Raw genomic sequence first — 12166 nt, forward strand, 5'->3', positions numbered from 1 at the left:
CAGCCCGCTGACGCCGGCAACGCAGCCCACGGGGATTCTTGGACAGGCTCCTAGCAGCACCGCCTGGTTTCACGACGCGAAGTGGGGCGTGTTCACGCACTACCTGGGCGCACCGCCCAGCACCGCCGGCGGCGCGGAACTGACCGCCGAGGCCTGGAACGCCCAGGTGGATGCCTTCGACGTGCCGGGCCTGGTCGCCCAGCTCGTCTCGACGGGCTGCGGCTACTACTTCATCACGATCGGCCAGAACTCGGGCCATTACTGCGCGCCGAACCCGACCTACGACCGCCTCGTGGGCATCGAGCCGAGCAAGTGCTCACGGCGCGACCTCGTGACCGAACTGGCCGAGGCCCTGGAGCGCCACGGTATCCCGCTGCTTGTCTACCTGCCCAGCGGCGCGCCGGCGGCCGACCACGCGGCGCGCAAGCGCCTCGGCTGGCTCTGGGGCGCCCAGGGCGGCTGGCAACTGCCCGGCGAGCCCGTCGGGGGACGCCTCGCCGAGTTCCAGCGACGCTGGGAAGCCATCTGCCGCGACTGGTCGCTCCGCTGGGGGCGGCGGGTCTGTGGCTGGTGGATTGACGGCTGCTACTTCGCCGACGCGATGTACCGCCACCCCGACGAGCCGAACTTCGCCAGCTTCGCCGCGGCCCTCAAGGCGGGCAACCCCGATGCCATCGTGGCCTTCAACCCGGGCGTGCTCGTCCCCGTCATCTGCCATACCGAGCACGAGGACTACACGGCGGGCGAGATCGCCGAGGCCCTGCCCACCTGCCCCGGCCGCTGGGTCGAGCGTAAAGGCCACAAGGCGCAGTACCACATCCTCAGCTACCTCGGCGCCACCTGGTGCGGCGGGGACCGCCCTCGCTTCGGCAACGACCTTGCCGCCGCCTACACTCGTTACGTCAACAGCAAGGGCGGCGTCGTGACCTGGGACGTGCCGATTCTCAACACCGGCCTCATCCCCGAGCCTTTCGTCGCCCAACTCCAGGCCATCGGCCGCAACCTGGAGAAGGCAATGTAAACCGCGAATCACGCCAATCACGCGAATAGGGAGAAATGCCCAGTTCGGATTGCTCATCGGGTTCTTCCCCGATTCGCTCGATTCCCTCGATTCGCGGCTGTCACGCTATGGAGAGCTAGCCGATGCCCGACAAAGCCAAGCCCCTCCCCACGCCCGGCATGGACCCGACCTCCGCTCCGCCCTGGTGGCTCACCAAGCCGAAGGAGATTCGCGCCTTCCTCGAGTCCCTCGCCGGCGTCAAGGTCGAGGAGATCGGCCACACGGCGGGCGGCCGCCCCATCGTCGCCGCCGCCTGGGGCGAGCGCGAGGACCTGCCCGGCCGCAGCTCGGCCAGCCTCGCTTCCGCCCTCTCGGGCGGCGACGCCACGGCCTTCTACGGCAAGGGCGAACGCAAGCGCCAGTCCATCCTCTTCGTCGGCGCCGCACACGGCACCGAGTGGGACGGCACGGTCGCCGCCCTCCACTACCTCAACATCCTTGTCACGGGCCGCGACCTCCTCGGCCGCGAATGGCCGAAGATGGCGGAGAACGGACGAAGGCACCGCTTCGTCCTCATCCCGATCCTCAACGTGGACGGCCGTGAGCGCGCGCTCGACCACGTCCACTGGATCAACTGCGACCCCGACTACTTCATGATGATGTCCCAGGGCCTCACGCGCGACGGCACGATCCTCACCTGGCCCTCCGCCAAGCTCACCTGCCCCATCCCGCCCGACAGCGTGCGGATTCTCGGCACCTACTATAACGACGCGGGGATGAACCTCGTCTACGACGCGCCCTTCGCGACCGACTGCCAGCCCGAGACCGACGCCCTCCTGCGCCTGTGCCGCCGCGAGATGCCCGACTGCATCGTCCTCTCGCACTCCAACAACGGCAGCCTGGTGGACGCCCCTTCCGCCTTCATCCCCACGCACTACAAGCAGAAGGTCCACCAGCTTGCCGCTTGCGTGGGCATGCGCTGCTACAAGGACGGCTTCCCCAAGCGCGAGATGCCTCGCCGCCCCACCTTCTACGCTGGCGAAGTCTTCTACCAGAGCGACGCCGTCTACCACGCCTGCGGCGGGCTGCCCCTCACCGTCGAGTTCCCTTGCGGCTGGCAGAACCTGCCCGACAGCCACCAAGGCATCCTCGACATCGGCCTGGCCGTCCTCGACGAGATTGCCCTCTTCGGGGTCGCGTACCGATTCCGCCCCAAGGACCCTGCCGCGAAGTTCTGAGGCGGCGTGGCGGCTTCACCGGGCCTTCACGTCGTAGCACACGAGCAGCTCGTGGTGGCGCAGGTAGAGGCGCCCGTCGAGGATGACGGGGTGCGCCCACACGTCGCTGCGGCGTCCCTCGCCGCCGGGAAAGGCAAACCGGCTCACGACGCGGAAGTCGCTGGGGTCGGGCTTCAGCAGGGCCATCACGCCTCGCTGAGCGAGGTAGTAGAGCCGCCCGTCGGCATAGGCCATCGAGCCCATCGAGAGCTCGTTCGTGCGGTGCAGGGTCTTGCCCGTCAAGGCATCAATGCAGCCGACACCGTCGTAGCGGCGGTACCACGAGCCCCAGAACACATCGCCGAGGGCGATGAGGCCGCCGTGGCAAGTGTCCAGGTCGGTTCGCCAGAGTTCCTCGGCTCGCACTCCCTCGCCCTCGACGACGATGCGGAGGAGCCTGCCCCCTTCATCGCCGTGAAAGTCGGGCGCGGTGACGAACACGCAATCCTTGTAGAGCACCGGCGTGTTGGCGATGACCTCATAGCGGGTGGGCATGGGCGCGGTCCAGAGCAGCTTGCCCGTATCCGCGTCCACGCCGAACACATGGCGGGCCGAGCAGCTCACCAGGTGGCGCCGCCCGCCAAGTTCAAAGAGAAGCGGCGAAGCGTAGCCGGGGGCGTCGGCCTCCTGCTGCGGCTCTTTGAGTTCGCCCCCGCCGGGCTTCACGGTGCGCTCGAAGACCAGCGGCTCGCTGGCCCAGGCCGTCTCGCCCGTCCTCTTGTCGAGCGCGGCCATGAGCGCCTTCTTGCCGCCGGGCGTGACGATGACGCGGGAGCCGTCCACCAGCGGGTGATGGGCAATGGCCCAGGGAACATTCCGCCCCTCGAACCGCTGGAGCACGTCCACCGCCCAAAGCTCCTTGCCATCGGCAGCGTCGAGGCAGGCGATGCGATTGTGGGCGTTGATGTGATAGAGGCGGCCCTCGTCGTAGGTGCAACTGCCCCGCGCGCCGGGATACGAGCCTCTCCACGACCGGCCGTTCTTCGCCTGCCACTTGGGCTTGCCGTGGAGGTCGAAGGCGAAGATGACCAGGTCCTCCCCCACATCGCCCGTCACGTAGAGGGCGCCATTCGCAATGATGGGCGACGACCAGCCCTTGCCCAGGTCGCGCACGCTCCATAGCGCCTTCGGGCCGCTCTCGGGCCACTCCTGGAGGAGGCCCTTCTCGTCCGAGATGCCGTCCCGTCGCGGCCCGCGCCACTGGGGCCAGCCGGGCTGGGTCGAGGCGACGACTCGGGCCGCCTCGCCCGCCTCCCCCGCCACGGCCAGGAACCCAAGCATCAGCGCCTTGCACACCCTCATCGTGCCTGCTCCTCCGAGCGTCGAAGAAACTGAGCAGGTTCGCAGTGCGAGCTCGAGCCCGTGCCACGGGGCACGGCTTGATGGCCGCGCTACGAACGCCAGAGCGAGCCTCCCCTTGCGATCATCGCAGCATCGCCTGTGGATGTCAACCGCGTTTGATCTGGGCGCCGCGCCGGGCTTAGAATACAGGCCTGCCCACGCCGGCACACGTCCCCCGGGTGCCTCTGGCCATTGTGGCCGCTGGCTCACGGTTCCAGGGGCTCGCGGAGTTCGCAGGCGCGCCGGACACTTGGGGAGGCCCCTATGGCGCAAACGTTCGAAACCTCCGACTGGCAGAGCTACAAGATGAGCTACGGCGAGCCCCATCGCGAGCTGGAGCCGCCGGAACGCGAGATCGCGGTGGTGGACGCCGCGCTGGCGGCGCTCCGCGAGGCGGGCATCCTGCCCCACACCCGCTACGACCGAGCGAAGATGCTGGCCCACCGACGCGCCGTGGCCGAGCAGTTCGAGATTCCGTGGACGGCCATCACCCCGCGCATGCAGCGCCTCCTTTACGCCATCAACGCCATCGCTCAGCCGGCCAACCTGATTGCCGCCGGGGTCTTCTGCGGCAACACCTTCATCTCGAACGCGGGCGCCGGCGTGGGGCCGGGCGCCTGCTACACCGCAAGGAACCTGCTCGGCGTCGAGATCAAGCCCACGGAGGCCGAGCGGGCGGAGCGCAACGTGCGCAAGCTCGACCCCACGGGCATCGCCCGCGTGGTGGCGGCGGACGCCGTGGACGTCTGCCGCGCCTTCCCTGAGCCGATCCATCTGCTCTACCTCGACGCCGACGGCGGGCCCGAGGTCGGCAAGGGCATCTACCTGACGATCCTCCAGGCCGCACTCGACAAGCTGCCGCCCGGGGCCCTCGTGCTCGCCCACAACAGCGTCAACGGCGCGGGCCGCCTCCAACGCTACTTCGCCTTCGTGCGCGACAAGGCGAATTTCCGCGAGAGCCTCAACGTGATCTTCGACGGAGAGGGGCTCGAGGTCTCGGTCAGATGAAGTCCGATCTGCAATCCCCAATGCTCCGCGTCCCATGCCCAGCCAACGCAAGGTGGCTCCGTGGCCACCGCGCTCGTGGGGCATCCACAGGGCTGGGGCCACCTCAGCCGAGCGACGCGGGGCCCCCGGTGCACCCTCGGATGCGCGGGCAGTTCATGGCGCAGGACTTCGCCCGGACGCACCCGAACCGGGCCGAGGCCGGCACCGCGAGCTCCCGCTCGTCCGTCCTGACGCCCTGAACGGAGGCGTTCTCTTGGCCTTCCGCTTCCAGTCGATCCGCAGCGGCAGTTCGGGCAACTGCCTGCTGCTCACGACGGGCGCGACCACGCTGCTGATTGACGCGGGCTTCCGCACCTTGTCGGGGTGCAAGGGCACCCTCGGCGACATCCTGCCCAGGGCGGACGGCGTGGTGGTCTCGCATCTGCACGCCGACCACATCCACCACTACGCGCTCCGCGCCATCGAGGAACTGGGCGTGCCGCTGTGGGTCTCCGACACCCAGACACGCCCCCTCCGCGACAGGCACTTCGCCAGCAGGCCCTTCAGCGGCCTCCGCCTGCACGGCTTCGCCGGACAGCCCTTCCGGATCGGAGAGTTCACCGTTCGGGCGTTCGAGGTGCCGCACCATCCCGACAGCACCACCTACGCCTTCGAGGTCACCTGCCAGCAGCGGGGCGCCACGAGCAAAGCCGTCGTGGCAACCGACTTCTGGGACTGGGCTGGCCTTCGCGCCTGGTTCGACGACGCGGACTTCATCTACCTCGAGGCCAACCACGACCTCGAGCTTCTGCGCCGATACCCTCAACCCAACGCCTACTACCACCTGAGCAACCCCAAGTGCGGCGCACTGCTGGTGCAGGCATTCGAGCACAGCCACGCGCCGCCCCCCGTCGTCATGCTCGGGCACCTGAGCAAGGATAGGAATGAGCCCGCGCTGGCCCAGGACACTGTCTGGAGCGTCCTCGACGGGGCGGGCTACGGCCGCGTGAGGGTGGAAGTCGCGCCCCGTCACGAGCCGTCGGAGCCAGTCCTGATCGCCCCGTGAGCCCGCCCGAGGCGAGCATCGCCCCACGCGGGGTGGCACTCGCCTCAAGAGCGGCCCCGCCGGCTGGGAACCGGGAAACCAGGCGGCCGCTCCGGGCCACCCGCTCCACCCTGGAAGCCTTGATGAGGAAGGCGCGATCTGCGAGAATAGGCTTTGGCGGTTTGGCCCTGCGTCAGGGGATGAAGCCCATGAGACTCTGCTACCACTGCGGCAGGGAGTGGCCCGACGAGGAGCGCCCGGGCTACCACGCCACGTGCACGGGGTGCCATGCCTACGTCTACGTGTGCCTCAACTGCCGCTTCTACGACCGCGCGGCGCCCAGCGAGTGCCAACTGGCCACCACCGAGCCGGTTCGACGCAAGGACCACCCGAACTTCTGCGAGGAGTTCCGGTTCGTCGAAAGGCCGGCCGGCTGGTCGCCCCAGGAGGCGGCCAGGAAGAGCGAGGCGGCGCGCGACAGGTTCGAGCGCCTCTTCAAGAAGCCGTAGCTCATCGCCCGATCAGCACCGAGGCGGGCGAGTTGTCGAGCACGCGCGACGCCGTGTCGCCGAAGGCCATCATGGTCACGCGGCTGCGCCGCAGGGCGCCGATGGCCACCAGGTCGGCCCCCACCTCGTTCACCAGTTGGAAGAGGGCGTCGCCAGCCTCCTGGGTCGTGTAGTGCGGCACGGCCTTCACCTTGTAGGCCCCCAGGTAGGCCACGGCCACGTCGAGCAGCGCGTTGGCCTTCGCCAGGTCGGCGCTGGAGCTGAGGACGTGGACCGTGCCCTTCGCCTTCTCGGCGATGTGGGCGGCGAGCTGGAGCGCGTTGCACGAGTTCTCCTGGCCCGCGTAGCCCACGACGATGTGCTTGAACGTCGGCGGCGTCTCGCGCACGACCATCGCATGGCGTACGAGTTCGCGCGCCAGCGACGAACCCGTGGCCGAGAAGACCCCCGCCGACTCGTCGCTCTCGGCGGCCGAGCCCAGGATCGTGAGGTCCGCCTTCCGCGACAGGTGCGCCACGGCGGCGCGCGGATCGCCCACCTCCATCTGCGCGACGCACTCGATGCCGGCCTGCCGGCATTCCGCCTCGAGGCGCGCCTGCCGGGCCTCGGTGTGCTGCTCGAGCATCCGGCGAATGTGCTCGCTCTCGACCGAGCGCGAGTCGAGGCACGTCAGGGCGTACAGCCGCGCGCGGAACGCTTTGGCGAGCCACTGCGCCGTGGCCATGGCCGACGCGGCGTAGGGACTGTCGCCTGTCTCCACCAGAATCGAGCGAAGCATGCCTCAACCTCCTTCTCCATCGCCGGAGGCCGGGGGGCCCCCAGCGGAGTCGTGCGGTTCCGCGGGGATCTGCGACGACTTGCCGATGAACCAGCGGCCTAGCACCACCAGAATGACCACGGTGATCGCCAGTGCAACCACCATGGCCACGGGGTGTTCGGCAATCGCCTGCACCCGCTCGCGCGCATATTGCCCAAGCAGGGCCAGCGTCAGGCATCCGGCCCCCGAGCCCACCGCCGTGGCGGAAAGCGTGGAGAACCACGACATCCCCAGGATGCGAGCGAGAATCGTCCCGATCACTGCCCCCGTCCCCTGGAACGGGGCGGCCACGAACACAGCCACCCCCACCCACGCCATCCGACGCATCCAGGGATTCGCCTGGAGCACGCGCCAGCCCGCATCGTGACAGGCCGCCAGCCGCTGGCCTAAGGACCCCATCCTCAGGAACACGCTCATGTTGGCCAGCATCACCATGGCCGTGGCCACGTCGCCGTAGACCACCGTGCCTGCCAGAATCCACGGGCTCGGAGGATCCGTCTTCGGAACGTATTGGAAAACCTTCAGGATCACATCGCGCACCACGCCGCCGAAGATGACGAACTTGCCGAAGCCGATGAAGCTCCCGATCTCGATGCCGCTCAGCCAGATCACCATCCCATACCCTGAGACCAGGGCGGCCGCCAGCAGGATCACGCCGAAGCCCAGGACCGGCCCCACCGTCATCGCAATGCGCAAGCGGCGCGGGAAGCGAAGGCTCGGGTCCGACTCGGCGAGTTGCTCCGCCAGTTGGTGGAGCCGGCCCTCGTGTGGTCCCCCGGGCGTGGGCGCAACGCTCATAGCTGCTGGTCTCTCGGTGGCAAGAAAAGAGCCCCGAACCGCCGGCCGGCAGACGGGCCGGCCGCCCGAAGCTCGAAGGTGGCAGCTCAAAGGCTACCTCGGCGAGCGCGAGGCCTCGATCGCCGTGGCCGTAGCTCCCCCCGTCGGGTCCTCGGAGAAGGTCACCACCACTTGGTCACCGGCCTTGAGGTCCGCCAGGGCAGCCCTCCTGCCGTTGAGCGAAATGGCCGCCGTGCGGGACACGCTCATGTGGTTATCATCGCCATCCTTGTCGGTCACCACGATGCGCCGTTGGTCCGCGTCCACGCTCCGCAGCGTGCCCCGCAAGGTCCCCGCCAAACACGGAAGGGCCAGCCCCAGGCACACGAGGAAAACGGCCCACCTCAACCCGATACGCACGCCTGTGAGGCCCCACATGATGTTGCCCTCGCTTCCTGGCATGCTCCGACGGGATTCCCGAATCACATCCTCGCTCTATTGTATACGCGGCACTGCCGCAGTCAAGGGCGCGATGGACACCGCGCGGCCAGAGCGCAGCGCCGTCATCCAGCCACCTCACCCCGGTCCGAGGCAGGCCCCAGCGGCAGGCGCACCCGGGCGTGGGTGCCTTTGCCCGGCTCCGATCCGATCAGGATCCGCCCGCCGTGGTCGTCCACAATCTTCGCGGCCACGGTGAGCCCGATGCCGGTGCCCCCCGACTTGGTGCTGAAGAACGGGTCGAAAATTCTCGCGAGTTGCTCGGGCTCGATGCCGCGGCCCGTGTCCGAGATGGTCACGATCACCCCATCCCGGCCGCGCTCGCTGGCCACTGTCACCTCGCCCGCCCTCGGAATCGCCTCGAACGCGTTCCGGATCAGGTTCGCGAACGCCTGCTCGAGCTGCGAGGCGTCCGCGAGGATCGGAGGGAGGGCGGGCTCGAGCTTCTCCGTCACGCGAATCCGTTTGCCCTCTCGCGCGGGCTCGCACTGGACGAGCGCGCGCTGGAGCGCCAGATTCACGTCCGTGGGCACCTTCCGGGGCTCGCCGGGCTTCACAAAGTCCATGATGCCCCCCAGCAGCCGCTCGAGGCGCTCGGTCTCCTCCACGATGATCGTGGCGTAGCGTGCCGCCTGGGGGGGCAGCGCGCGCACCCGCAGGATCCGCCGCCCGAAACCGCCGATGGTCGAGAGAGGGTTGCGGATCTCGTGCGCCACGCGCGACGTCAACCGCCCCACGTCCGCCAGCCGCTCGCTGAGGATGAGCTGGCACTGGGCCTGCCGGAGTTGCGCAAGCTGCCGCTCCAGGGCCTCGTGCGTGTCGGTGGCGTGGAGGGCCAGCCCCACCACGTTCGCAATGGCCTCCAGCGCCAGGCGGTCGCTCTCCCCGAACGAGTCGGCCTCGCGGCACTCCACGTCTATCACCGCCACGATATTCCCATCCTTCACCACGGGCGTGCACAGCTCGGACGCGCAATGCACCTCGCGGCCCGGCGGCTGCACGTAGCGTGGGTCCTTCGAAGCATCGGCCACGATCACGGTCCGCCTCTCGCGCACGGCCAGGCCGATCACCCCCACCTCCAGCGGCTGGCGGTACGCCGGCTCGCGGTCCATCTCGCGCGGAGGGGCCTGCGCCACGAGCACCACCTCCGCCTCGGCCGGGCGCACCTCGAACACCGAGGCCTCGAAGTACGAGAAGTGACGCACGATCGACTCGGCGACCGCCCGGTAGATCCCCTCGCGCGAAGGGAGCCCCAGGGCCACCTGGCTCACCTCATTGATCACCTGGAACCGAGCCAGCACCCGCCCGTCCTGGGCCTCCACGGCTCCTCTCCTCATCGTTCCCGCCCCGTGTCGGAGTATACAGGAATCCCTCAGCGGATCAATGCCGCACACCTCGCCCAGTAGGACCCCCAGCCCTGGCGGTTCAGTTGCCGCTCGCCCGCACTGTCTTGGAAACCAGACACGCGCCGCCATACCTGCTCAACTCTCTCGCCGCCGGGAGTTGAGCAAGTATGGCGCTTTGGCGATCCGGGCTGCTCTATGGCCTTTCCGCCCATACTTGCTCAAATCTCTCCCCCTCTCGGTTGAGCAAGTATGGCGCCACGCCTCGTCCCTATTGGACGCGGGAGCGTCCCAATGTTCGCCCCCACGCAGAGCGTAGGGGCGAGAGACGCTGCAATCACGCCTCGTCCCTACACTCCGCTTCGGGACGCGTCCTTTGGCCTTTCCTCACTCCTCGTCCCTACGCTCCGCGTGGGGACGCATCTCTTGGCCGCTCCGCGGCCGCTTCTTTGCGGATTGGAGAGCCATCCCAACCTCCCGCGGGTCCGCAACCCGCGGGAGGTTCGTGCGGCCGGCGACGTTCGTCGTGCCGCTCTCAGCCCGCACTGGAGCACTCAACACCATACGCGCGCTGTTGACTCCCCAGCGCACACTCATATAGAATGGACTTAGATGACGGCTACTGGGGAAGAGAATGCCCAACACATGCACTCGAGCGCTGATGACGGCCTGGCTGCTGTTGCCCGTCGGCACAGCGGGTGCCGTGCCGATGGACCCGCCGCCCACCGATGCGCCCCGCAAGGACAAGCAGCCCCCTGCCCCCAAGCCCGATGCGGTGGCCGCGCTCATCGCCGCGCTCGGAGCGACCGACTGGCAGTCGCGCGATAAGGCCCTTCGCGAGCTCGTGGCACTGGGCGACGCCGCGCGCCCGGCCCTCCGTGAGGCCACTCGGAGCCGGGACGCCGAGGTCCGCTGGCGCGCCACCTATGCCCTGTCGCTGCTCGACATTGCGTTGGAGCCCGCCCAGACCGACCCCGCGCGCGTTCTCTATGCCTCGGCGGCGCGCGCCCGAGCCCAGGCCGACGGCCTCGAGGCCGCCCGCCAGCTCTACACCGAGGTTCTCGAGCGCTTCCCCAACACCCGCTGGGCCGAGGCCGCGCGCGAGCGCCTCGCCGCCATCCGCGGGCCCAAGGCCCCGGGCAGTCGGCCGGCAGCCACACCCGAGGCCATTCAGCAGCTCATCGCTTCGCTGGGCCAGCCGGCCTGGGCCGAACGCCAGCGCGCCTCACGCGAACTCGCCGCGCTCGGGGCCGCGGCACGCCCAGCCCTCGAGGCCGCGTCTCAGAGCGCGGACCCCGAGGTCGCGTGGCGGGCGAAGGCGCTCCTTCAACGCCTCCAGCCCCCCCAGGACCCCGCCGCCAAGCCCCGCGGCGAGGGCAAGCTCATGGTCGAGGTCCTCGGCCAGGGCGCACCGCACGAACGCCGGGAGTTCGAGCCGAACGACCTCGACGCCCTCGCCCGAGCGCTCGCGGCCGATGATGCCGGCGATGTCGCCCGCGCCCGCGAAGTTCTGCTCAACCTGGGCGCCGATGCCGTGCCGCCGCTCTTGCGCGCCCTGGAGGCCTGCGACGAGACGACCACCGTCGAGATCATAGACCTGCTCCGCCAGATCACCCGGCAGCCCCTGGGCTTCGACCCCGCTCTGTGGCTGGCCTGGTGGCGCGAGCAGGGCGAGCGAGGGCCTCGTTGACATGCCGCGCGTCCCCAAGGTTTCCCCTCCCTTTCTCGTGCTCCTCCTCGCGGCCGCGCTGGGCGCCGCGGGCGAGCCTCCCCTGCCGGCCGACCCGGCGGCCCTTGTCCCGCGCCTCGGCGATCCGGCCTGTGCGGCGCGCGACGCGGCCCTCGAGGCCCTGGTGGCCCTCGGCCCCAAGGCCGTGCCCGCCCTCCAGAAGGCCGCCGAGGGCAGCGACGCCGAGGTCCGCTGGCGCGCCCTCGCGGCCTTGCGGCGCATCCACTGGCAGATCGGGCCGAAGCTGGCGGAACGCATCGGCGACCTGATGGACGGCTTCGAGAAGCGCCCCATCGGCCAGCGCGAGATGGTCTGCCGCGACCTGGCCATCGTCGGTCTGAGCGACTCCATCCCCACCCTCAAGCGCATCCTGGCCACCGACCCGAGCAACGCGGTGCGTCAGGCGGCGGCTCGCGCACTGGTGCTCCTGGGCGACGAGGGCATCGCGGCCCTCCTCGAAGCCGGCGTGAAGACCGATGGCCTCAACCCCTACACCGTCGCGGTCAGGATCCACCTCGGCAACTCGTACCTCGAGCGCTCCGAGTATGAGAAGGCCCTCGAACAATACAAGAAAGCCATCGAGCTCGAGCCCAAGAACTCCATCGTCCTCTACAACGTCGCCTGCACCTATTCCCGGATGAAGAAGATCGAGGAGGCCCTGGACGCCCTCGAGCGCGCCGTCGAGTGCGGCTACCGCGACGTCGGCTGGATGGAGAAGGACGCCGACCTCGACAACCTGCGCGACGAGGCCCGCTACAAGGCCCTCGTCCGCCGCCTCCGCGAGAAGGCCGACTAGGAGCCTGTCCGAGAATCCGCGTGAGGCTGCGACGCCGCCGATTCGGG

General features: G+C 69.3%; 12 protein-coding genes. 7 read left to right on the forward strand and 5 right to left on the reverse strand.

Translation table 11 applies throughout. The annotated features are described in order from the left end of the window. Together PLE19_22750 and PLE19_22755 are read left to right on the forward strand one after the other, a co-directional pair. Positions 1 to 1021 (forward strand): hypothetical protein (locus PLE19_22750; protein HPD17767.1); only part of this gene is annotated, 1021 nt, incomplete at its 5' end. 122 nt (positions 1022 to 1143) lie between these two features. Then, a complete protein-coding gene (locus PLE19_22755) occupies positions 1144 to 2238 on the forward strand; it encodes a M14 family zinc carboxypeptidase (GenBank protein ID HPD17768.1) in 1095 nt (364 codons plus the stop codon). A 15-nt stretch (positions 2239 to 2253) separates the two neighbouring features. Here PLE19_22755 and PLE19_22760 read toward each other — a convergent pair whose 3' ends face one another. After that, the gene (locus tag PLE19_22760) at positions 2254 to 3579 is read right to left on the reverse strand and encodes a PQQ-binding-like beta-propeller repeat protein (protein HPD17769.1); all 1326 of its coding nucleotides are present in this window, start codon (positions 3577 to 3579) and stop codon (positions 2254 to 2256) included. Between the two features lie 303 nt (positions 3580 to 3882). Here PLE19_22760 and PLE19_22765 point away from each other — a divergent pair, with 303 nt between their 5' ends. The 3 genes from PLE19_22765 (at position 3883) to PLE19_22775 (ending at position 6159) form a co-directional block, all read left to right on the forward strand. Further along, positions 3883 to 4626 carry a class I SAM-dependent methyltransferase gene (locus PLE19_22765; protein ID HPD17770.1) on the forward strand — a complete coding sequence of 248 codons (744 nt, stop codon included), beginning with the start codon at positions 3883 to 3885 and terminating at the stop codon, positions 4624 to 4626. A gap of 253 nt (positions 4627 to 4879) precedes the next feature. After that, a complete protein-coding gene (locus PLE19_22770) occupies positions 4880 to 5671 on the forward strand; it encodes an MBL fold metallo-hydrolase (GenBank protein ID HPD17771.1) in 792 nt (263 codons plus the stop codon). A gap of 188 nt (positions 5672 to 5859) precedes the next feature. Beyond that, positions 5860 to 6159 carry a hypothetical protein gene (locus PLE19_22775; protein ID HPD17772.1) on the forward strand — a complete coding sequence of 100 codons (300 nt, stop codon included), beginning with the start codon at positions 5860 to 5862 and terminating at the stop codon, positions 6157 to 6159. 1 nt (position 6160) lies between these two features. Here PLE19_22775 and PLE19_22780 read toward each other — a convergent pair whose 3' ends face one another. The 4 genes from PLE19_22780 to PLE19_22795 all read right to left on the reverse strand — a co-directional run bounded on the left by PLE19_22780 (position 6161) and on the right by PLE19_22795 (position 9573). After that, positions 6161 to 6937, reverse strand: coding sequence for a universal stress protein (locus tag PLE19_22780; GenBank protein HPD17773.1), 777 nt, complete (start codon positions 6935 to 6937; stop codon positions 6161 to 6163). Positions 6938 to 6940: 3 nt separating this feature from the next. Beyond that, positions 6941 to 7774, reverse strand: coding sequence for a small multi-drug export protein (locus PLE19_22785; protein ID HPD17774.1), 834 nt, complete (start codon positions 7772 to 7774; stop codon positions 6941 to 6943). Positions 7775 to 7867: 93 nt separating this feature from the next. Further along, positions 7868 to 8215, reverse strand: coding sequence for a hypothetical protein (locus tag PLE19_22790; protein HPD17775.1), 348 nt, complete (start codon positions 8213 to 8215; stop codon positions 7868 to 7870). Between the two features lie 101 nt (positions 8216 to 8316). Next, positions 8317 to 9573: an ATP-binding protein gene (locus tag PLE19_22795; GenBank protein HPD17776.1), complete on the reverse strand. Its 1257-nt coding sequence runs from the start codon at positions 9571 to 9573 to the stop codon at positions 8317 to 8319. A 655-nt stretch (positions 9574 to 10228) separates the two neighbouring features. Here PLE19_22795 and PLE19_22800 point away from each other — a divergent pair. After that, on the forward strand, positions 10229 to 11284 hold the full coding sequence (locus PLE19_22800) for a hypothetical protein (protein HPD17777.1): 1056 nt from the start codon (positions 10229 to 10231) through the stop codon (positions 11282 to 11284). Position 11285: 1 nt separating this feature from the next. Continuing rightward, complete coding sequence (locus tag PLE19_22805) at positions 11286 to 12119, forward strand: tetratricopeptide repeat protein (GenBank protein HPD17778.1); 834 nt, start codon at positions 11286 to 11288, stop codon at positions 12117 to 12119. Positions 12120 to 12166: the final 47 nt, after the last annotated feature.

The organism is Planctomycetota bacterium (assembly GCA_035384565.1).
Taxonomy (GTDB): Bacteria; Planctomycetota; PUPC01; order DSUN01; family DSUN01; genus DAOOIT01.

Coding starts and splice junctions, on each gene's coding strand:
- PLE19_22775 (HPD17772.1), top strand. CDS start 5,860: ATGAGACTCTGCTACCACTGCGGCAGGGAGTGGCCCGACGAGGAGCGC.
- PLE19_22765 (HPD17770.1), top strand. CDS start 3,883: ATGGCGCAAACGTTCGAAACCTCCGACTGGCAGAGCTACAAGATGAGC.
- PLE19_22785 (HPD17774.1), bottom strand. CDS start 7,774: ATGAGCGTTGCGCCCACGCCCGGGGGACCACACGAGGGCCGGCTCCAC.
- PLE19_22805 (HPD17778.1), top strand. CDS start 11,286: ATGCCGCGCGTCCCCAAGGTTTCCCCTCCCTTTCTCGTGCTCCTCCTC.
- PLE19_22755 (HPD17768.1), top strand. CDS start 1,144: ATGCCCGACAAAGCCAAGCCCCTCCCCACGCCCGGCATGGACCCGACC.
- PLE19_22760 (HPD17769.1), bottom strand. CDS start 3,579: ATGAGGGTGTGCAAGGCGCTGATGCTTGGGTTCCTGGCCGTGGCGGGG.
- PLE19_22780 (HPD17773.1), bottom strand. CDS start 6,937: ATGCTTCGCTCGATTCTGGTGGAGACAGGCGACAGTCCCTACGCCGCG.
- PLE19_22800 (HPD17777.1), top strand. CDS start 10,229: ATGCCCAACACATGCACTCGAGCGCTGATGACGGCCTGGCTGCTGTTG.
- PLE19_22790 (HPD17775.1), bottom strand. CDS start 8,215: ATGCCAGGAAGCGAGGGCAACATCATGTGGGGCCTCACAGGCGTGCGT.